Origin of the sequence: Pseudomonas sp. LM13, assembly GCF_041381355.1 — a bacterium.
Lineage (GTDB): Bacteria > Pseudomonadota > Gammaproteobacteria > Pseudomonadales > Pseudomonadaceae > Stutzerimonas > Stutzerimonas frequens.
Genome location: NZ_JACBXH010000005.1, coordinates 133678 through 153377, shown reverse-complemented (window position 1 = coordinate 153377; position 19700 = coordinate 133678). Strand labels below are relative to the sequence as shown.

Here is a 19700-nt window from a genome sequence, read left to right as displayed (position 1 = left end):
CTACGTCCGGAGCGGGGACGCCCCCGCTCCTTTACCGCTAGCGTTGCATTCAGAAACTCATGTCGACCCGCGCCCAGTACGTGCGCCCAGGCTCGTTCACTCGACTGGTGGGCTCGAGGCCGTAGTCGGCGAAGCCGGCGCTACCGGCGAGGTTGAGATGCTCGCTGTAGTTCTTGTCCAGCAGGTTGTCGATGCCCGCGCTGAGCTTGAAGTGCTGGTTCACGCGATACGCGCCGTTGACCGCCAACACGCCGAAGCCGGCGGACTCGTCGAAGTCCTTGCCAACCACGGTGCCCTGGTTCTCGGCGACCCGCCCCTGCGCGGCGACCACGCGCCAGAGGCCACTGGTGCTCCAGTTGTCTTGCTCGTAGGTCAGCCCCAGGCGCCCTTCCAGCGGCGGGATCTGCGGTAACGCGCGATCGTCGCTGCGGTTCTCGCCCCAGGCATAGGCCAGGCTCGCATCCCCCTTCCAGTTGCTGCTGAAGCGGTAGCTCGCACCCATCTCGGCACCGGCGATGGTGGCGTCGATATTGCTGACTTCGGCGCGGACCATGCCGGGCATCACGCCTGGCACATAGCTGAACAGGATGTAGTCTTCGACCACGCCGGCATAGGCGGAAACCCAGGCCTCCAGCGGCCCCTTGGCGTACTGCAGACCGACGTCCAGCTGCGTGGTCTTTTCCGGGCGTACCGAGTCGAACGGCTGCACGGTGCCCACCGGGCCGGGGTTGGAGACGAACAGCTCCCAGTAGTCGGGGAAGCGTTCGGCATGGCCGAGGCCGGCATACCAGGTCGCCGGCACGCTGACCAGCTCTTCCTCGTAGCGTACGAACCCGCTGTACAGCGTGTCGCGACGGGTCTCGCCGGCAGTGGGGTTGTCCCAGTTGCGCGAGACGATGGGCATGCTGGAAGGATCGTGGCTACGGAAAAAGGCGCGCTCGTCGGTCGCCTCGTGCAGGTCCAGGCGCAGCCCGCTGATCAGCTTCTCGCGCTCGCCGAGCTGCCAGCTCAGCTCACCGAACACACCGTAGCTGTGCAGCATCGCATCCGGCACCCAGGGCAAGGCGTCGCTGCCGGCGGCGTTGACCATCTGATTGGCGGCGCCAGCCGGGTTCATCACCTTGCGATGCTCACTGCGCTGGGCGTCGACCCCGGCCTTGAGCTCGACGTCGGTCCACTGCCAGGTGCCGACCAGACGGCCTCCCAGGGTACGACGGTCGACGCGCGACAGCGTCGGGTTGGGCATCATCATCGTCGGCACGAAGTCGCGCAGGCTGTAGTTGTCCATGATGTGATCGGCGTAGTTGTAGTAGACCTGCGCCTCGAGGCCATAGAAGGTCTCACCGATGTTGGTCTTCTCGAAACGCAGGCCGAGGCTTTCGCGCTGGAACTGGCTGCCGTCCATGCCGCGACCTGCGTAACGCGCATAGCCATCGCCGCGACCTGCGGTCAGTTCGATGAGGGTGTCCGCATCCGGCGTCCAGCCCAGGGCGACATCGGTGTTCCACTTGTCGTAGCGCGACGGCATGGTGTCGCCATTGCCGTCGTCGTAATCGTCGGCCTGAGAGCTGTTGGCCATCAGCCGCGCGTAGCCCTGGCCGTTGCCCGCCGCGGCATCCAGGTTGCGGTCGAAGCGCCCGTTGGAGCCGGTCAGCAGGCTGCCGTTGATGCGGTAGTCGGGCTCACTTGACTGCTCAGGCTCACGCTCGAACAGCACTGTGGCTGCTGACGCACCGGGCCCCCAGAGCACGGTCTGCGGCCCCTTGATGACGGTCAGCTTGTCGAACGTATCCGGGCTGATATAGGAACTGGGCGAATCCATGCGGTTCGGGCAGGCGCCGAGCATCTCGCCGCCGTTGGAGAGCAGCTTGAGGCGCGAGCCGAACATGCCGCGGAATACCGGATCGCCGTTAACCCCGCCGTTGCGCACGGCGGAGAAGCCGGGAATGGTCTTCAGATAGTCCGCGCCGTCGCTGGCCGGCATCGGCTGGCGGGGAATCTTCGGGTCGGTAACGACGGTGAGTGGCGACTGCTGGCTGACACCGGTAATGACCATCGGTGCCAGTTCGACGCTGTCGGCCTGCCCGGTGGACGTCGAATGATCGTGCTCGGCCGCCAGCGCGCTACCGGCGAGCAGCGCCAGGAGTGCAGCATGGGCAACCTGCCAGCGCAAACGGGACGGCTGGACTGAAAATGATTCGGACAGGCGCGCACGCGCCGCACGGCCATGAGTAATGCTGGACATAGATACTTCCACTTCTGCGTGTGATTGAGCCGCCAGGGAGGCGGCTGATGAACCTCAGCAATGCAGAAGCGGGGGCGCACGGGGATGGCCACTGCTACGGCGCGTGGCCGGCGGCAGCGGTTGCTCGGGAAGCGGTTGCAGAGTGCCTGGCTCATGCCGCGGCAGGACCAGGTCGACGGATAGGCTGAGCGGTGGATTGAGCGTCAGCAGTTCGCAGTAGCCGCAGAGTTCCAGCGCGGCCAACCATGCCGGTTCCCCTGCACGCGCCTGGCCATGATGACCGTGGGCTGCGGGCTCATGCTCGGCATGATGGTGATGCTGGGCGCTAGCTTGGGCAGCCTGGACGGCGGAGTACAACGGGCCGACATGAATCATCAGCATGGCGAACAGGCCAAGCCAGATACTCATTGTCGATAGCCGTTTGCGTGTCACCGGCATGTCCTTGGTTGACCCGAGCCAAGCCCGCGGGAGGTGCACGGATGATCGCATGTCCGCCATGCCTCGTCCGCTGCGACATGAGGCCGCAAGCCGAGCGAGCAATTGAACACGAAGATTCCCCCTGCGATAGAAATAAAACACTCACAAAGCTCAATAATCGAAATAAATCACCAATTTTTTTCGATGTATTGCAATGCGTGCATACGAAGCAATAGCTTTGCACCATAAACCGGTGCCCGCACCGGGCAGACAAGTTGCTTAGCTCGAGCTTCACCTGGGGAAACGCCATGACCATGCTCAAGAATCCATCGACTAAATACCGCGCCTTCCCGGCCATCGACATTCCGGACCGCACCTGGCCGTCGAAGTCCATCACCCAGGCGCCTATCTGGCTGAGCTCCGATCTGCGCGACGGCAACCAGTCGCTGATCGAACCGATGGATGCCGCGAAGAAGATGCGTTTCTTCAAGACCCTGGTGCAGGTCGGCCTCAAGGAAATCGAGGTGGGCTTCCCCTCCGCGTCGCAGACCGATTTCGACTTCGTCCGCGAGCTGATCGAAGGCGGCCACATCCCCGATGACGTCACCATCCAGGTGCTGACCCAGGCGCGCGAGGATCTGATCACCCGCACCTTCGAGTCGCTCAAGGGTGCCAAGCAGGCCATCGTCCACTACTACAACGCCACCGCGCCGAGCTTCCGCCGCATCGTCTTCAACCAGGACAAGGCCGGCGTGGTTCAGATCGCCGTGAACGCCGGCAAGGTCATCAAGCGCCTGGCCGAGCAGAATCCGGAGACCAACTGGCGCTTCGAGTATTCGCCGGAAATCTTCAGCTCCACCGAGCCGGAATTCGCGGTCGAGGTGTGCAACGCGGTGATCGAGGTGTTCCAGCCGACGCCCGAGCAGAAGCTGATCCTCAACCTGCCGGCCACGGTCGAGGCCGCCACCCCGAACATCTATGCCGACCAAATCGAGTGGTTCTGCCGTCACATCGACCGACGTGACAGCGTGCTGGTCAGCCTGCACACCCACAACGACCGCGGCACCGGCGTGGCCGCCACCGAGCTGGGCCTGATGGCCGGCGCCGATCGCGTCGAGGGCTGCCTGTTCGGCAATGGCGAGCGCACCGGCAACGTCGACCTGGTCACCGTGGCGCTGAACATGTACACCCAGGGCGTCGACCCGCAGCTGGACTTCTCCGACATCGACGCCGTGCGCAAGGTGGTCGAGGAATGCAACCAGTTGCCGGTGCACCCGCGCCATCCCTATGTCGGTGACCTGGTGCATACCGCGTTCTCCGGCTCGCACCAGGATGCGATTCGCAAGGGCTTTTCCCAGCAGGATGCGGAAGGCGTCTGGGAGGTGCCGTATCTGCCGATCGACCCGGCCGATATCGGTCGCAGCTACGAGGCGGTGATTCGCGTCAACAGTCAGTCCGGCAAGGGCGGCATCACCTTCCTGCTCGAGCAGGAATACGGCATCAGCCTGCCGCGACGCATGCAGATCGAGTTCAGCCAGGTGGTGCAGAAGGAAACCGATCGCCTCGGCCTGGAGATGAGCGCCAAGCAGATCTACGCGCTGCTGGAAGCCGAATACCTGCAGGCGACCGCTCCCTATACGCTCAAGGGCCATCGCCTGCAGGAAGAGAACGGCACCAGCGCGGTGGACGTGGAAGTCGCGGCCAATGGCGAAGTCGCCCACTGGCGCGGCATCGGCAAGGGCCCGCTGGAGGCGCTGGTGGCCGCGTTGCCGGTCAAGCTTGAGATCATGGACTACCACGAGCACTCCATTGGCGCCGGCAGCAACGCCAAGGCCGCGGCCTATATCGAGGTTCGCCTGGATGGCGAGCGCCCGCTGCACGGCATCGGCATCGACGAGAACATCACCACCGCCAGCATCCGCGCCCTGTTCAGCGCCATGAACCGCGCGCTGCGTGAAGCGCAGGTGGCAGCCGCCTGAGGCTGATCAGGCAGGTCGCTTACCCTGCCCTTGTAGAGCCAGCGTAACGACGGGCGCCATCCGCGATGGCGCCCGTTTTCGTTTCCAGCCGACCGCGCTCGTCGCCCAGCAGCTGCGAACAACTGAACTGTTCACCTCCCAACGCCCTCCCAATTCGGTCACCAAGCCGGACCACCCACAGTCCCTTTCCGGCAGAAACACGTCAATCATAGGCAGGATTGTGCAAACGCCCTGCGCCCGTCGCCGTTAGGCTTGGCCTCACATACCGATCAACCAAGGAGCCGTCATGAGCAATACCACCGCATACGCTGCCCTCGACCCGAACAGCCCGCTCGCACCCTATTCGTTCTCGCGCCGCGAAGTGGGCCCGAATGATGTGAAGATCGACATCCTCTACTGCGGCGTCTGCCATTCGGACCTGCATACCGCGCGCAACGAGTGGAACAACACGCTCTACCCGTCCGTGCCCGGCCACGAGATCGTCGGCCGTGTGAGCGCAGTCGGCGCTAACGTCAGCAAATTCAAGGCAGGCGATATCGCCGGTGTCGGCTGTCTGGTCGACAGCTGCCGTACGTGCTCGTCCTGTGGTGAGGGCCTGGAGCAGTATTGCGAGAACGGTTTCGTCGGCACCTACAACGGTCCGGCGTTCGGCGGTGGCGAGAACACCCTCGGCGGCTATTCCGACAATATCGTGGTGGACGAAAAGTACGTGCTGCGCATCAACCACACCGACAACCTCGCCGCCGTCGCGCCGCTGCTTTGCGCGGGCATCACCACCTACTCGCCGCTGCGTCAGTGGAAAGTCGGTCCGGGGCAGAAGGTCGGTGTGGTCGGCCTCGGCGGTCTCGGCCACATGGCGGTGAAGATCGCCAACGCCATGGGCGCGAAGGTGGTGTTGTTCACCACCTCGCCGGACAAGCGCGAAGATGCACTGCGCCTAGGCGCTGCCGAAGTGGTGGTATCGAAGAACAAGGAAGAGATGGCGGCGCACGTCAACAGCTTCGACTTCATCCTCAACACCGTTGCCGCGCCGCACAACCTCGATGCCTTCGTGAATCTGCTCAAGCGCGACGCAACCATGACGCTGGTCGGCGCACCGGCATCGCCGCATCCGTCGCCCAGCGTGTTCGGCCTGATCTTCAAGCGCCGCCGCATCGCCGGCTCGCTGATCGGCGGCATCGCCGAAACCCAGGAGATGCTCGACTTCTGCGCCGAGCACGGCATCGTCTCGGACATCGAGATGATCCGCATGCAGGACATCAACGAAGCCTACGAGCGCATGCTCAAGAGCGACGTGAAGTACCGCTTCGTCATAGACATGGCCACCCTGAAAGCGGCCTGATCGTTCGGCTGGCGGGCCCAGAGGCGCGCCAGCCCTTCCCTCTTTCATGCGCAGCCGCTAAGGTCGCCGGCCTTCGTCGTGGAGGCGGCATGCGCTATCTGATCTTCGTCACCCTGCTCTGGGCCTTTTCCTTCAACCTGATCGGCGTCTACCTGGCCGGCCAGGTGGACAGCTATTTCGCCGTGCTGACGCGGGCGGTCCTCGCCGGGCTGGTGTTCCTGCCGCTGACCCGCTGGCGTGGCGTGGCGCCCGGCTTCATCGCCGGCGTGACCCTGGTCGGCGCGCTGCAGTTCGGCGTCACCTACCTGTGCCTGTACATGAGCTTCAACGTGCTGACGGTCGCCGAGGTGCTGCTGTTCACCGTGCTCACGCCGCTGCACGTGACGCTGATCGACGACGCGCTCAACCGTCGCTTCAACCCCTGGGCGCTGGTCGCTGCAGCCGTCGCGGTATTCGGCGCCGGGCTCATCCGTTATGACGGCGTTTCCGGCGATTATCTCGGCGGCTTCCTGCTCATGCAGCTGGCCAACTTCACCTTCGCCGCCGGCCAGGTGGCCTACAAGCATCTGGCGCAGCGTTACCCCTCTGACGTGCCGTTGCATCGCCGCTTCGGCTACTTCTTCCTCGGCGCGCTGCTGATCGTGCTGCCGGCGTGGCTGCTGTTCGGTAACGTCGAGAAACTGCCGACCACCACGACGCAGTGGTCCGTACTGATCTGGATGGGCGTGCTGGCTACCGCGCTGGGCCAGTTCTGCTGGAACAAGGGCGCCACGCTGGTGGATGCCGGTACGCTGGCGGTGATGAACAACATGGCGGTGCCGGTGGGCCTGCTGCTCAACCTGCTGTTCTGGGGTACGACGACCAACCTGCTGCTGCTCGCGGTTGGCGGCGCGATCATTCTCGCCTCGTTGCAGATCAACCGCCTGGGCCATATGAAGGCCTGATGACATCATGCAAGCCTTTGATTTTTATGATTTTTACTTAGACGACAGGTAAGATGCCGGCCCGCGCATGGATGCGACACTCGTTCAGTTGTCGAGAATTCCATGCGCCGCCTCAGTCTCTTTCTACTTGCCCTGTTCTGCTGCACCAACACTTACGCCGATGCGCCTCGCACCTTCCGCGAAGCGAAGAAGGTGGCCTGGACCCTCTATGCCGACCGACCGGTGGACTTCTACTGCGGCTGCAGCTTCAAGGGCAACCGTATCGACCTCGCCAGTTGTGGCTACATTCCCCGAAAGCAGCCCAAGCGCGCTCAGCGCGTGGAGTGGGAGCACATCGTCCCGGCCTGGGTCATCGGCCATCAGCGTCAATGTTGGCAACAGGGCGGACGCAAGCACTGCACCGCCAACGATCCGGTGTTCAGCCGAGCCGAGGCCGACCTGCACAACCTGGTCCCGGTGGTCGGCGAGGTGAACGGCGACCGCAGCAACTTCGGCTTCGGCATGCTCAGCGAAAAGCCCAGCCAGTACGGTGCCTGCCCTTTCGTGGTCATCTTCAAGCAGCGCACGGCCATGCCACCCGAGTACAGCCGCGGTGCCATCGCCCGCACCTATCTGTACATGAGCGAGCGCTACAAGCTGCGCCTGTCGAAACAGGACCGGCGCCTGTACGACATCTGGAACCGCCAGCATCCGGTCAGCGAATGGGAGCGCACGCGCAACCAGCGCATCGCCTGCGTGCAGGGCAATGCCAATCCCTTCGTGGGCCCGGCTGATCCGCGCAACTGCCACCGAGGCAAGAAAGCAGTCGCCGCACGCTGAACCGCCGACCGATCGCCTGCTTGCCGTGTCCCGCACATAGCGCCATGCTTGCCAGCACTCGGTCAGGACCGGACAAGATGCCAACAACCAACCTTAACCTTGCTCTCGGGCTGGCGGTTCTGCTGGCCCTGATTGCTTCTGGAATAGACCCATACGATCGCGCGACCTGGTTGCTGGAAGTGGCACCGGTGCTGATCGCCGCGCCGATTCTGCTTTCCACCTACCGCCGCCACCCACTCACGCAATTGCTCTATGTGCTTATCGCAGCCCACGCGCTGGTGTTGATTCTGGGTGGGGCCTACACCTATGCGCGTGTGCCACTCGGTTTCTGGGTGCAGGAGCTGTTCGAGCTGAGCCGCAACCCCTACGACAAGCTGGGGCACTTCATGCAGGGTCTGGTTCCGGCGCTGCTGGCGCGGGAAATCCTGCTGCGCGGGCGGTACCTTGCCCATGGCTGGATGCTCGATCTGCTGGTGGTCTGCGTGGCCCTTGCCGTCAGCGCGTTCTATGAGTTGATCGAGTGGTGGGTGGCCCTCGCGGCCGGACAGGGGGCGATCGAGTTCCTCGGCACGCAGGGCGATCCCTGGGACACCCAGTCGGACATGTTTCTCGCCCTGATCGGAGCCCTGAGTGCACTGCTGCTGTTCGCCAGGCTGCATGACCGTCAGCTCGCGGCGCTGCCGGGAGCCGAAGCTGCGGCAACCCGGCCATGATCCATCGCATCGGTGCGGACGCCCTGCTGCTTCTGCACCTGGGGTTCATTCTCTTCGCGCTGCTGGGAGGCCTGCTCGCACTCTGGCGTCCGCGGGCGATGCTCTTGCATCTGCCGGCAGCAGGATGGGCGATATTCGTCGAGCTGGCCGATCGCGGCTGCCCGTTGACCCGCTGGGAGCAGCTACTGCGAGCGCGCGCCGGCGATGCCGGTTACAGCGAAGGATTCATCGAGCATTATCTGCTACCGCTGCTGTATCCCGACTGGCTCACGCTGCCGGTGCAATACGTGCTGGCAGGGGTGGTCGTGCTCTTCAATCTCGCGGTGTACGGCTGGGTTTGGTTTCAGCGGCGCCGGAACGCCGCCGAAGCGCCCTGAAGGCACCGGCCGGTCAGGGCTTGAGCTTGAGCTCGAACACGTCCCCGTCATGGTAGGCCGGGAAGCGCTCGCGGAACGCGGCCAGATCGCGCGCCCGCAGCGTGCAGCGAAGCACCGCGTCGCTGTCGCCGCCGTTAAGCAAGGTGTCGCCCTTGAAATCGAGCACCTGGCTATCACCGCTGTAGGGGTAGCCCTTGCCATCCTCGCCGACCCGATTGACCGCCGCCACGTAGCAGAGGTTTTCGATGGCCCGCGCCGGCAGCAGACGATTCCAGGCGTCGCGGCGCGCCGCTGGCCAATTGGCCGTGTAGAGCAGCAGGTCGGTGCCGTGCGGATCGCGGCTCCAGACCGGGAAGCGCAGGTCGTAGCAGATCAGCGGGCGCACCCGCCAGCCGTTCACCTCGAACAGCGCCTGTTGCAGCCCTGGCGTGTAGTGCTTGTGCTCGCCAGCCATGCGGAACAAGTGGCGCTTGTCGTAATGCAGCACCTCGCCGTCCGGCCGGGCCCAGAGCAGGCGGTTGCGATGGCTGCCGTCGGCGGCCTCGATGATCACGCTGCCAGTGACTACTGCCTCCAGCCGCGCCGCCTGACTGCGCAGCCAGGCATAGGTCGGCCCCTCCTCCGGCTCGGCCAATGTCGCCGAGTCCATGGAAAAGCCGGTGGTGAACATCTCCGGCAGGACGATCAGATCGGCACCGCGGGCCTGCTCGAGCAGCCCGGCGAAACGCTCACGGTTGGCATCGGCATCCTGCCAGACCAGCGTGGTCTGAATCAGGGCCAGTTCGAGATCGGGCAGGTTGTTCAGATCGCGCATAGTCGTTCCGCCGCCTGACGCAGCGTCTCCTCTCGTTTGGCAAAGCAGAAGCGCACCAGCCTGAGATCGGCCGGCGCATCCTGGTAAAACACCGAGATCGGGATGCTCGCCACACCGTGCTCGCGGGTCAGCCATTCGGCCATGGCGACGTCGTCGAGGTCGGGGCGGATCGCCGAGTAATCGGCCAGCTGGAAGTAGGTGCCAGCGGCGCGGGTGAAGCGGAAGCGGGAGCCCGCCAGCAGGTCGCAGAACAGGTCGCGCTTGGCCTGATAGAACGCCGGCAGCTCGCGGACGTGTTCTGGATGCGCCGCCATGAAGTCGGCCAGGGCCCATTGCAGAGGCGTGACGCCGGTGAAGCTAACGTACTGGTGCACCTTGCGCAGTTCGCTGCTGAGCGACGCCGGCGCCACCACGTAACCGGTCTTCCAGCCGGTGACGTGATAGGTCTTGCCGAACGAGCTGACGACGAAGGCACGCTGATACAGCTCCTCGTGACGCAGCACGCTGGCGTGCTCCCGGCCGTCGAATACGAGGTGCTCGTAGACCTCGTCGCTGAGCAGGTAGATGTCGCGCTCGCGGATCAGTGCCGCCAGCCGCTCCAGATCGCTGCCCTCGATCAACGCACCGCTGGGATTGTGCGGGGTGTTGAGCACGATCATCCGCGTGCGCGCGGTTATGGCATCGGCCAGGCGCTGCCAGTCGATCCGGAAGTCCGGCAGGCTCAGCTGCTGGTGGATACAGGTGCCTCCGGCCAGTTGCACGGACGGCTCGTAACTGTCGTAGCAGGGATCGAAAACGATCACCTCGTCGCCGGGGCGGATCACCGCCTGGATCGCGCAGAAGATTGCCTGGGTGGCGCCAGGGGTGATGGTGACCTCGCTGGCGACGTCCACCTGCCGTCCATACAGGCCGGCCACCTTGGCCGCCACCTGCTCGCGCAGCGCCGGCAGACCGGTCATCGGCGCGTACTGGTTGTGGCCGCTCATGACGTGGCGAGCGACGGCCTCGCGCAGCGCCTCGGGACCATCGAAGTCGGGAAAGCCCTGGGAAAGATTCAAGGCACCGGTATCGGCCGCGAGCTGCGACATGGTGGTGAAGATGGTCGTGCCGACATTGGTGTGGGATGCGAATAAAGTTTCATCCGTACTAATAAAGTTTCATCCCAATAAAGCGGCTTCTGGTGGCGTTCAAACCGTGCGATCCGGTAGGGAATTAGCAAGATCACAATAGAAATCAATGGCTTATGCTTGCGGCCTGTGTGCAGCAAAATGCAGGAAAGGATGAAACTATATTTGCATGGCTCCGTGGTTTTCAGACCGTTTGAAGGCCGCTGCGAGGCATTAGGATGAAACTTTAGATGCAGGCCGGGCAGGGTGCTTCCCAGCCAGTCCAGCAAAATCGTTCGCGTTAGGGTGAAACTTTATTTGCATCCAACAATTGGGCAATTTACTGGTGAGCATGACGATCGTCCGACAGGCCTGCCGTTTGGGACTCGGCAGCGAAGGCGGACAGGATAGCCGATGAGCGCGACCCGATACGAGACGCGGCGGCCGACCGCCTGCTCGGGCTGCTACAGTTCAGGCAATGGCCAACCCCACCGACCGTAAGGAACCTCAATGCCGAACCTTTCCGTCAGCGACCTCTGGAGTGACCTGCAAGCACAGGCGCAACGCGCCTTGGACAGCGAGCCGACCCTGGCCACGATCGTCAGTCAGAGCGCCCTCAATCAGCCGGACTTCGGTGGTGCGCTCGCCCACCGTATCGGCCATGCCCTGGCGGACGGCGCCGAGCAGAGCCATACCCTGACTGATCGCTTCGCCGGCCTGCACCATCAGCTTCCTGTGCTCGCCGAGACGGCCTGCTGCGACCTGCAGGCGATCGTCAGCCGCGATCCGGCATTCGACAGTGCGCTGGAAGTGTTCCTGTTCTCCAAGGGCTTTCTGGCACTGCAGGCGTATCGTATCGGACACCAGCTGCATGGTCGCGGCGAGCGCTTGCTGGCCATGTTCATCCAGGCGCGCTGCAACGAACGACTGGGCATCGACATCAATCCGGCCAGCCATATCGGCAGCGGGATCATGCTCGACCATGGCACCGGGATCGTCATCGGCGAGACGGCGGTGGTCGGCGACGATGTATCGATCCTGCAGGGCGTGACGCTGGGCGGGACCGGCAAGGAAGGCGGCGACCGTCACCCCAAGGTGCACAGCGGCGTGATGATTGGCGCCGGAGCGAAGATCCTCGGCAACATCGAGATCGGCGAAGGCGCCAAGGTAGGCGCCGGCAGTATCGTCCTGCATCCCGTCGCGCCACATACCACGGTGGTCGGCAACCCGGCCCGCCAGGTCGGCAAGCCGCGCCATGCACGACCAGCCCTGGACATGGACCAGTCGTTCGACGGAGATGGCTGAGCGATCAGCGCTTCTTGTCGCGGCGCTTCTTCTCGGCCTTCTTGTGGTGCGACATGAGGCGGCGCTTCTTGTTGACCTGGCGGTCGGTGAGCGTGTTCTTCCTGCCCTCGTAGGGATTGTCACCGCCCTTGTACTCGATGCGGATCGGCGTACCGACCAGCTTCAGCACACGCCGATAGGTGTTCTCCAGGTAGCGTGTATAGGACTTGGGCACCGCCTCGACCTGGTTGCCGTGGATCACGATCAGCGGCGGGTTGGCACCACCCAGGTGAGCATAACGCAGCTTGATGCGCCGGCCGTTGACCATGGGCGGCTGGTGCTCGCGCACGGCGTCCTCGAGGATCTGCGTCAGGCGGCTGGTCGGCCAGCGGGTGATCGCCGACTTGAACGCGGCCTGCACCGACTTGTACAGGTGCCCTACCCCGGTGCCGTGCTTGGCTGAAATGAAATGGATGTCGGCGTAGTCGACGAAGAACAGCCGGCGCTCCAGCTCGGTCTTCACGTAGTCCTTCTCGCCCTGCTCCATGCCGTCCCACTTGTTCAACGCTATGACCAGGGCGCGGCCGGTCTCCAGCACGAAGCCCAGCAGGTTGAGGTCATGCTCGACGACACCTTCACGGGCATCCATGACGAAGATCACGACGTTGGCGTCCTGGATCGCCTGCAGCGTCTTCACCACCGAGAACTTTTCCACCGCCTCGAAGATCTTGCCGCGGCGGCGCACGCCGGCGGTGTCGATCAGCGTGTACTTTTCCTCGTCGCGCTCGAAGGGGATGTAGATGCTGTCGCGCGTGGTGCCGGCCTGATCGTAGACGATGACCCGCTCCTCACCGAGCATGCGATTGACCAGTGTCGACTTGCCGACATTGGGCCGCCCGATGATGGCGATCTTGATGCCATCCTTCTCGCTCGGACCCGGGATGCGCCTGGGCTCCTGGCCTTCGGCGACGACTTCCTCGCCGTCCGCGGGCTCGCTGCCCTCCTCGCCTTCCTCGGTCTGCTCGGCATCATCGCGGGGGAAGATGCCGAGTGCCTGCTCGAGCATATGACTGATGCCACGCCCATGGGCGGCGGCAATCGGTAGCGCGTCGCCCAGGCCCAACGGGCTGAACTCGGCACGGGCGATGTCCGGATCGACGCTGTCGACCTTGTTCGCGACCAGGAAGCAGCGCTTGTTCCGCTTGCGCAGGTGTTCGCCGATCATCTGGTCCGCGGCGGTCAGTCCGGCGCGCGAGTCGACCATGAACAGCACGGCATCGGCTTCTTCGATTGCCTGCAGCGATTGCTCGGCCATCTTCGCATCGATGCCTTCCTCGTCACCGGAAATACCACCGGTGTCGATCACGATGTAGGTGCGCCCCTGCCACTTGGCCTCGCCATATTGGCGATCACGGGTCAGCCCGGCGTACTCGGCGACAATGGCGTCGCGGCTCTTGGTCAGGCGATTGAACAGGGTGGATTTGCCGACGTTCGGACGACCCACCAGGGCGATTACGGGAACCATACGGCTCTCCACTGCGATATTTCAGAAAACACGAAGGCCGCTGCAAGGCAGCGGCCGAATATTCATGGCTCCGCCAAGCGGAGCCGGCGGCTCAGCGGGTGGTCAGTCAGCCTGACGGATCGTCAGCGCCACCAGCTTGCCGTCATTGGCGAAGGCATACAGCCAGTCACCCTCCACCACTGGGCGTGCCCGTACACCAGAGCTGTCGATCCGCTCGCGAGCGGCAAAGCGGCCATCGACCTGACTCAGGAAATGCAGATAGCCCTCCCGGTCACCGACCACCACATAGCTGGACAGCACCGCAGGGGCCGAAAGCTGACGACGGGCCAACGAATCATTGCGCCACAACGCGGTGGTGGAGCGCTCGTCGATGCCCTCGACGGTACCATCGGCCAGGCTCAGGTAGACACTGCCATAGCCGAGCGCCACTCCGGAGTAGCTGGATGCGTCACGCTGCCAGAGCACTCGGCCGCTTTCCAGCTCCAGCGCTGCAGCGCGGCCCTGGTAAGTCGCGACGTAAAGCGTGCCGCCAGACAGCAGCAGGCCACCATCGATGTCCACCACCCGCTCCAGCTCGGAGCGACCTTGCGGTATCGCCACTCGCTGCTCCCAGACCGGCAAGCCGCGGCGGGTATCCAACGCAATGACCTTGCCACTGGAAAGGCCGGCGATCGCCAGCTGATTGGTCAGCAAAGGCGCTCCGGTACCGCGCAGGGTGAGTACCGCGGGCGAGCTCTCGTAGCTCCAGCGCTGCGCGCCTGTGTCGATTTCCAGGGCGATCAGCCGATCGTCCTGGGTCTGCACCAGTACGATATCGCCGTTGACGGCCGGTGCAGCCAGCACTTCGCTGCTGACCTGGCTGCGCCAGCGCTCTTCGCCGGAACTCACATCCAGCGCCAGCACCTCGCCACGCAGGGTGCCGATCAGCACCAGACCGTAGCCGGCACCTACCGCACCCGACACCGGCGTATCGAGCTTCTGCTTCCAGTTGACCTTGCCGGTCAAGCGATCCATCGACACCACCAGCCCCTCGACATCGGCGGCGTAGATCTGATCGCCATAAACGACGGGCGTCAGCAGGTTGTAAGTCTCACCCTGACCTTCACCAATCGAGCGGCTCCACTCCTTCTTCAAGGAGATTTCTGCCTCGAACTTGGTCAGCTCGGCCGGCTCCGGCTCTTTGGTGTTGTTGCTGCTGCAACCGGTGGCCAGTACGGCCAGGGTCAGCAACGCGGCAGTCTTCCAACGCATCGATTACGCCTCCCCTCGGGCCAGATCATCCAGTTTCATTTGCAGGCCGCCGATAGCCGCATCCTGGGACAGCGACTCCTTGGCCTTGCTGTAAGCGGCATGCGCCTCGTCATCGCGACCGAGTTGCACCAACAGGTCACCCTTGAGTTCCTCACGGCTGGCAGCGAAGGCTTTGTCAGCCTCACCGTCCAGCAGCTTTAGCGCTTCATCCGCCTTGTCCTGCGCCGCCAGTACCCGCGCCAGGCGTTGACGGGCGAGCTCGTCCAGCGTCTTGTCGGCTGGCTTGTCGAGGATCGCACGCAGTTCGCTTGCGGCCTCATCGAGACGACCGGCCTCGACCGCAACCTTGGCGATGAACAGGCTGCCGTACTGCGCATAATGCGTCCCGGCGAAATCCTTCTTGAGCAGATTGCCCAGACGCGAAACTTCGGCGGCATCGACTTCACCCGACTCCAGCGCGGCAGTCAGCAGCTGCTGGTAGAGGACCGAGGCACTCTGCGCCTGATTGATCTGGTGCTTCTGCCAGAATTGCCAACCGAACACCAATACCAGGGCAATCACGGCGCCGAGCATCAACGGCTTGCCGTTGCGCTGCCACCACTCTTTGATCTGCGCCAGTTGCTCTTCTTCAGTACCCGAGGTCACGCTGTCACTCCTTTTTATTCGCTAAGTCTCAGACCTGCTCGAGGCAGGCAGCCAGACGCTCGGGCAGAGCATCCCAGGCAATGCTTTGTTGCTCGCTGTCGTCGCGCAGCGGCTTGCAACCTACCACGCGCCCGGCCAGTTCGTCGTCACCCAGAATCAGCGCATAGCGCGCACCGCTCTTGTCGGCCTTCTTGAACTGGCTCTTGAAGCTACCGCCGCCGGCATTGACCAGCAGGCGCAGCCCCGGCAGCTCGTCGCGCAGGCGCTCGGCCAGGGCCAGTGCGGCCAGCTCGGCGGCCTCGCCGAACGCACAGATATAGGCATGCGGCGTTGGGTTCAAAGCGTCTGGCACCAACCCGAGGGTCTCCAGCAGCAGCACCAGACGCTCGACGCCCATGGCGAAGCCGACACCCGGCGTCGGCTTGCCGCCGAACTGACTGACCAGGCCATCGTAACGCCCCCCTGCACAGACAGTGCCCTGCGCACCCAGCTTGTCGGTGACCCACTCGAAAACGGTGCGGCCGTAGTAGTCCAGGCCGCGAACCAGCTTGGGGTTGATCTCGTAAGCGATGCCGACTGCATCGAGACGCGCTTTCAGGCCTTCGAAATGCACGCGCGACTCTTCGTCGAGGTAGTCATGCAACGTCGGCGCATCGGCCAGCAGCGCCTGAGTCTGGGCATTCTTGCTGTCGAGAATGCGCAAAGGATTGGTCGTCAGGCGACGCTGACTGTCCTCGTCGAGCTGCTCGAAACGCTGCTGCAGGTATACCACCAGGGCATCGCGATAACGCGCACGTGCTTCACTGGACCCCAGGCTGTTGAGCTGCAGCGTCACTGCATCGGCGAGGCCGAGCTGCTTCCACAGGCGCGCCGTCAGTACGATCAGCTCGGCATCGATATCGGGGCCCGGCTGGTTGAACACCTCCACACCGATCTGGTGGAACTGCCGGTAGCGACCCTTCTGTGGTTTCTCGTAGCGGAACATCGGCCCGGTGTACCAGAGCTTTTGCACTTGCCCGCCACCGGTCATGCCATGCTCGAGCACGGCGCGCACGCAGCCGGCGGTGCCCTCGGGACGCAGGGTCAGGGACTCTTCGTTGCGATCGAGGAAGGTATACATTTCCTTGTCGACCACATCGGTGCCCTCGCCGATGCCGCGGGCGAACAGGTCGGTGAACTCCAGGATCGGCAGACGGATCTCGCTGTAGCCGTAGCTGTCCAGCAGCTGCGCGAAGGTGCCTTCGAGGTAGCGCCAGATCGGTGTCTGCGCAGGCAGGATGTCATTCATGCCACGAATGGCTTGCAGGGACTTGCTCAATGGGATTCCTTAAAGATCAGCTGCGCGCGATAACCGCCGCGTCGGACGCAAGCTTCTCGGCGGCCTTGCGCCGGATGAGCTGCTCCAGCTCATCGACGAGGTTTTCGTTGTTCAGTTTCTGCGCCGGCTTGCCATCGATGTAGACCAGGTTGTTCGGGCTGCCACCGGTCAGGCCGACGTGGGCCTCCTTGGCTTCGCCCGGCCCGTTCACCACGCAGCCGATCACCGCGACGTCCATCGGCACCAGCAGGTCCTCGACGCGGTTTTCCAGCTCATTCATGGTCTTGACGACATCGAAGTTCTGTCGCGAACAGCTCGGGCAGGCGATGAAGTTGATGCCGCGCGAGCGCAGACGCAGGGACTTGAGGATATCGAAACCGACCTTGATCTCCTCGACGGGGTCGGCCGCCAGCGAGACGCGAATGGTGTCGCCAATACCTTCGGCGAGCAGCATGCCCAGGCCCACCGCGGATTTCACCGTGCCGGAGCGCAACCCACCCGCCTCGGTGATGCCCAGGTGCAGCGGCTGCTCGATCTGCCCGGCCAGCAGCCGATAGGCTTCCACCGCCATGAACACATCGGAGGCTTTGACGCTGACCTTGAAGTCCTGAAAGTCCAGACGGTCGAGATGATCCACGTGACGCAGCGCGGATTCCACCAGCGCCTGCGGTGTCGGCTCGCCGTACTTCTTCTGCAGATCCTTTTCCAGCGAACCGGCGTTGACGCCGATACGGATCGGGATGCCTTTGTCACGGGCAGCATCGACCACGGCACGGACACGATCTTCGCGGCCGATATTGCCTGGATTGATACGCAGGCAATCGACGCCAAGTTCGGCCACGCGCAGGGCGATTTGATAGTCGAAGTGAATGTCGGCAACCAGCGGCAGCGTCACACGCTGCTTGATCCGGCCAAAGGCTTCCGCGGCTTCCATAGACGGCACCGAGACCCTGACGATATCGGCGCCGGCATTGGCCAGGCGCTGGATTTGCCCGACCGTTGCGTCGACATCACAGGTTTCGGTGTTAGTCATGCTCTGTACGGAAATCGGCGCATCGCCACCGACCGCAACGCCACCCACCCAGATCTTGCGGGATTGGCGACGCTTGATAGGAGATTCGGAATGCATGATCACTGTCCGAGCTTGAGGCGCGCTGTCTCGCCGCGCATATGAGAGGCGAGGCTCACGGCCTCACCGTTGTAACTGAGCTGAGCACCACGGGCATATCCCAGATGCACATCCAGCGGCGCCTTGCCGCTGACCGTCCGGCTGGTTCCGGCCTTGGCCAGCGCGCTGTAGAGCACACGTCCTTCCGCGTCCGCTACCCGCGTCCAGCAGTCAGCAGTGAAACGCAGTTCGAGAACCGCCTCACCGGGTGCCGTCGCGCTGGCGCTTTCCGAGGTCTCCACTGGCACGGCTGCATTGCCGGAAGGCAGCTCGACCGGCGTAGATTCTGCCGGCGAGGACGCAGCGCCGGACTCAGACTCGCTCAAGGGCAGCGATTGAGCCGCCTCTACACCCGCCTCGCCGGGATCGGCATCGGCATCGGTCGAGGCCTGCGAGCTCTCGACAGGCGTCGACATTTCCCCAGGCGACAAGGCTGATCCTTGTTCCGTCGGCTCCGCCAGCTCGACCGCAGCATCCTCATCCGCCCGATCGAGAAGATGGATTTCGGTCGTCCCGTCCGCACCCTCCACTTCGATCCGCTCCAGGGCGGAAACTGGCGGAGTCAGGGCCTCACGGGTTGAGCGCTCCTGCCACCAATACCAGGCTGCCGCAGCAAGAACGAGGAGCAGCACAAAGCCGAACAGGCGCATGAAGCTACGCGACAGCCGGCCCGGCTCCTCGATACGGCCGAGGCTGTTGACGTTACTGCCAGAAGCATTGGTACCCGTGTGCAGATCGAACTCCTGCACAAGACGGGTCTGATCAAGCCCGAGCAGCTTGGCATAAGCCCGCACATAACCACGGGCAAAGGTGTGTCCCGGCAACTGGCTGAAGTCGCCGGCTTCGATACGGGCCAGCGCCCGCTCGGTGAGATTCAATTGCTGCGCTACCGCCGCGAGGGTCCAGCCCTTTTCTTCACGCGCAGATCGCAGCGTCTCGCCCGGGTTGTTGCCCATTGGTACAGCGGATTCTTGGTGCGGCGCGGTCATCGTTGCTCCGAAAGATATTGCTTGTACTCATCCGTGCCGGGATACAACCTTCTCAACTGCAGTCCGAGGCTCGCAGCCGTGTCGCGGTCCTGATGGATGTTGGCCAGGCGAATGCCAAGCAACAGGCTACGCGCATTCTGCTCGGCCAACTGGCTGAAGCTGTCGTAATAACGTTTCGCAGGAACGTACTGCTTGTCCTCATAGGCCATGAGCGCGAGCTCAAGCAGGGCTCGCGGTTGCCGGCTGTCGAGACGCAGAGAGCGGGTGAAATACCGTTCGGCCTCGTCCCGCTGCCCCATCTGCAAGGCAGTCATACCGAGGTTCTGAAAGACCCGCGCACGTTCCGGATACAGGTTGTCCTCGGCGGCCTGGCTGAAACGCTCCATCGCTTCGGCATACCGTTTCTGCTCGAACAGAAAGCTGCCGTAGTTGTTGAGAATACGCGCGTCCTTGCGAGCGGAGAGCGCCTCGCGGTAGTGCTTGTCGGCCAGATCGTTCTCCATTTCGGTCTGGAACACCAGAGCCAGCGCGGCATGGGCGTCGGCGCTACGCGGGTCGATCTCGAGCGCTTTGCGTAAAGGGGTCTTGGCGCGGCCGGCAGCGCCTTGCTGCAGATAGCCGATACCCAACTGGATGTAGGCATCACGCGCCTCACGCCGCCCCTGGTCGGTCTTCAGCGGATCAACAGTGCCAGAAGACACACAACCGGCCAACAGGCCGGTCAGTACAAGCAGCAGCGCAGCGCGCAGAGTCATCAGCATCCC

At 63.7% G+C, this 19700-nt stretch carries 18 protein-coding genes; 7 read left to right on the top strand and 11 right to left on the bottom strand.

Annotation, left to right across the window (positions count from 1 at the left end):
- Positions 1 to 49: 49 nt before the first annotated feature.
- Together HZR81_RS06535 and HZR81_RS06530 are read right to left on the bottom strand one after the other, a co-directional pair.
- The gene (locus HZR81_RS06535) at positions 50 to 2245 is read right to left on the bottom strand and encodes a TonB-dependent copper receptor (protein ID WP_500127638.1); all 2196 of its coding nucleotides are present in this window, start codon (positions 2243 to 2245) and stop codon (positions 50 to 52) included.
- A gap of 54 nt (positions 2246 to 2299) precedes the next feature.
- The gene (locus HZR81_RS06530) at positions 2300 to 2653 is read right to left on the bottom strand and encodes a DUF2946 domain-containing protein (RefSeq protein ID WP_063542484.1); all 354 of its coding nucleotides are present in this window, start codon (positions 2651 to 2653) and stop codon (positions 2300 to 2302) included.
- A gap of 317 nt (positions 2654 to 2970) precedes the next feature.
- On the opposite strand from HZR81_RS06530, the gene leuA reads away from it, so the two are divergent.
- The 6 genes from leuA to HZR81_RS06500 all read left to right on the top strand — a co-directional run bounded on the left by leuA (position 2971) and on the right by HZR81_RS06500 (position 8836).
- The gene (gene leuA, locus HZR81_RS06525) at positions 2971 to 4641 is read left to right on the top strand and encodes a 2-isopropylmalate synthase (RefSeq protein WP_482738761.1); all 1671 of its coding nucleotides are present in this window, start codon (positions 2971 to 2973) and stop codon (positions 4639 to 4641) included.
- Positions 4642 to 4927: 286 nt separating this feature from the next.
- Positions 4928 to 5983: an NAD(P)-dependent alcohol dehydrogenase gene (locus tag HZR81_RS06520; RefSeq protein WP_102839852.1), complete on the top strand. Its 1056-nt coding sequence runs from the start codon at positions 4928 to 4930 to the stop codon at positions 5981 to 5983.
- An 89-nt stretch (positions 5984 to 6072) separates the two neighbouring features.
- Positions 6073 to 6927 (top strand): carboxylate/amino acid/amine transporter, encoded by an 855-nt coding sequence (locus HZR81_RS06515; RefSeq protein WP_500127637.1) that lies wholly within the window; start codon positions 6073 to 6075, stop codon positions 6925 to 6927.
- A 102-nt stretch (positions 6928 to 7029) separates the two neighbouring features.
- Positions 7030 to 7746, top strand: a complete 717-nt coding sequence (locus tag HZR81_RS06510) for an endonuclease (RefSeq protein WP_500127636.1) — start codon at positions 7030 to 7032, stop codon at positions 7744 to 7746.
- A gap of 77 nt (positions 7747 to 7823) precedes the next feature.
- A complete protein-coding gene (locus HZR81_RS06505) occupies positions 7824 to 8459 on the top strand; it encodes a DUF2238 domain-containing protein (protein ID WP_500127635.1) in 636 nt (211 codons plus the stop codon).
- Positions 8456 to 8836, top strand: coding sequence for a DUF2784 domain-containing protein (locus tag HZR81_RS06500; protein WP_156244683.1), 381 nt, complete (start codon positions 8456 to 8458; stop codon positions 8834 to 8836). The genes HZR81_RS06505 and HZR81_RS06500 overlap by 4 nt, the downstream gene beginning before the upstream one ends.
- A 13-nt stretch (positions 8837 to 8849) precedes the next feature.
- Here the strand turns inward: HZR81_RS06500 and HZR81_RS06495 are convergent, their stop codons facing one another.
- Positions 8850 to 9650, bottom strand: a complete 801-nt coding sequence (locus HZR81_RS06495) for an amidohydrolase (RefSeq protein WP_500127634.1) — start codon at positions 9648 to 9650, stop codon at positions 8850 to 8852.
- Positions 9638 to 10738, bottom strand: a complete 1101-nt coding sequence (locus HZR81_RS06490) for a pyridoxal phosphate-dependent aminotransferase (protein WP_500127633.1) — start codon at positions 10736 to 10738, stop codon at positions 9638 to 9640. The genes HZR81_RS06495 and HZR81_RS06490 overlap by 13 nt, the downstream gene beginning before the upstream one ends.
- A 528-nt stretch (positions 10739 to 11266) precedes the next feature.
- Between HZR81_RS06490 and cysE the strand changes: the two genes are divergently transcribed.
- Positions 11267 to 12061: a serine O-acetyltransferase gene (gene cysE / locus HZR81_RS06485; protein WP_500127632.1), complete on the top strand. Its 795-nt coding sequence runs from the start codon at positions 11267 to 11269 to the stop codon at positions 12059 to 12061.
- Between the two features lie 4 nt (positions 12062 to 12065).
- Here cysE and der read toward each other — a convergent pair whose 3' ends face one another.
- The 7 genes from der to pilW form a co-directional block, all read right to left on the bottom strand.
- Positions 12066 to 13565, bottom strand: coding sequence for a ribosome biogenesis GTPase Der (der, locus tag HZR81_RS06480; RefSeq protein ID WP_500127631.1), 1500 nt, complete (start codon positions 13563 to 13565; stop codon positions 12066 to 12068).
- A 102-nt stretch (positions 13566 to 13667) separates the two neighbouring features.
- A complete protein-coding gene (gene bamB / locus HZR81_RS06475) occupies positions 13668 to 14816 on the bottom strand; it encodes an outer membrane protein assembly factor BamB (RefSeq protein ID WP_500127630.1) in 1149 nt (382 codons plus the stop codon).
- A gap of 3 nt (positions 14817 to 14819) precedes the next feature.
- Positions 14820 to 15461, bottom strand: a complete 642-nt coding sequence (locus tag HZR81_RS06470; protein ID WP_063542461.1) for a YfgM family protein — start codon at positions 15459 to 15461, stop codon at positions 14820 to 14822.
- Between the two features lie 28 nt (positions 15462 to 15489).
- Positions 15490 to 16779, bottom strand: coding sequence for a histidine--tRNA ligase (gene hisS, locus HZR81_RS06465; protein ID WP_110776198.1), 1290 nt, complete (start codon positions 16777 to 16779; stop codon positions 15490 to 15492).
- 16 nt (positions 16780 to 16795) lie between these two features.
- Complete coding sequence (gene ispG / locus HZR81_RS06460; protein WP_063542457.1) at positions 16796 to 17908, bottom strand: flavodoxin-dependent (E)-4-hydroxy-3-methylbut-2-enyl-diphosphate synthase; 1113 nt, start codon at positions 17906 to 17908, stop codon at positions 16796 to 16798.
- A 2-nt stretch (positions 17909 to 17910) separates the two neighbouring features.
- Positions 17911 to 18936 (bottom strand): helix-turn-helix domain-containing protein, encoded by a 1026-nt coding sequence (locus tag HZR81_RS06455; protein WP_500127629.1) that lies wholly within the window; start codon positions 18934 to 18936, stop codon positions 17911 to 17913.
- Positions 18933 to 19691: a type IV pilus biogenesis/stability protein PilW gene (gene pilW, locus HZR81_RS06450; protein ID WP_133456404.1), complete on the bottom strand. Its 759-nt coding sequence runs from the start codon at positions 19689 to 19691 to the stop codon at positions 18933 to 18935. Before pilW ends, HZR81_RS06455 begins: the two co-directional genes overlap by 4 nt.
- Positions 19692 to 19700: the final 9 nt, after the last annotated feature.

Bases quoted from the DNA above. Each gene is read 5' to 3' on its own strand.
- HZR81_RS06535 (WP_500127638.1), bottom strand. From the start codon at position 2,245: ATGTCCAGCATTACTCATGGCCGTGCGGCGCGTGCGCGCCTGTCCGAA.
- HZR81_RS06530 (WP_063542484.1), bottom strand. From the start codon at position 2,653: ATGAGTATCTGGCTTGGCCTGTTCGCCATGCTGATGATTCATGTCGGC.
- leuA (WP_482738761.1), top strand. From the start codon at position 2,971: ATGACCATGCTCAAGAATCCATCGACTAAATACCGCGCCTTCCCGGCC.
- HZR81_RS06520 (WP_102839852.1), top strand. From the start codon at position 4,928: ATGAGCAATACCACCGCATACGCTGCCCTCGACCCGAACAGCCCGCTC.
- HZR81_RS06515 (WP_500127637.1), top strand. From the start codon at position 6,073: ATGCGCTATCTGATCTTCGTCACCCTGCTCTGGGCCTTTTCCTTCAAC.
- HZR81_RS06510 (WP_500127636.1), top strand. From the start codon at position 7,030: ATGCGCCGCCTCAGTCTCTTTCTACTTGCCCTGTTCTGCTGCACCAAC.
- HZR81_RS06505 (WP_500127635.1), top strand. From the start codon at position 7,824: ATGCCAACAACCAACCTTAACCTTGCTCTCGGGCTGGCGGTTCTGCTG.
- HZR81_RS06500 (WP_156244683.1), top strand. From the start codon at position 8,456: ATGATCCATCGCATCGGTGCGGACGCCCTGCTGCTTCTGCACCTGGGG.
- HZR81_RS06495 (WP_500127634.1), bottom strand. From the start codon at position 9,650: ATGCGCGATCTGAACAACCTGCCCGATCTCGAACTGGCCCTGATTCAG.
- HZR81_RS06490 (WP_500127633.1), bottom strand. From the start codon at position 10,738: ATGTCGCAGCTCGCGGCCGATACCGGTGCCTTGAATCTTTCCCAGGGC.
- cysE (WP_500127632.1), top strand. From the start codon at position 11,267: ATGCCGAACCTTTCCGTCAGCGACCTCTGGAGTGACCTGCAAGCACAG.
- der (WP_500127631.1), bottom strand. From the start codon at position 13,565: ATGGTTCCCGTAATCGCCCTGGTGGGTCGTCCGAACGTCGGCAAATCC.
- bamB (WP_500127630.1), bottom strand. From the start codon at position 14,816: ATGCGTTGGAAGACTGCCGCGTTGCTGACCCTGGCCGTACTGGCCACC.
- ispG (WP_063542457.1), bottom strand. From the start codon at position 17,908: ATGCATTCCGAATCTCCTATCAAGCGTCGCCAATCCCGCAAGATCTGG.
- HZR81_RS06455 (WP_500127629.1), bottom strand. From the start codon at position 18,936: ATGACCGCGCCGCACCAAGAATCCGCTGTACCAATGGGCAACAACCCG.
- pilW (WP_133456404.1), bottom strand. From the start codon at position 19,691: ATGACTCTGCGCGCTGCGCTGCTGCTTGTACTGACCGGCCTGTTGGCC.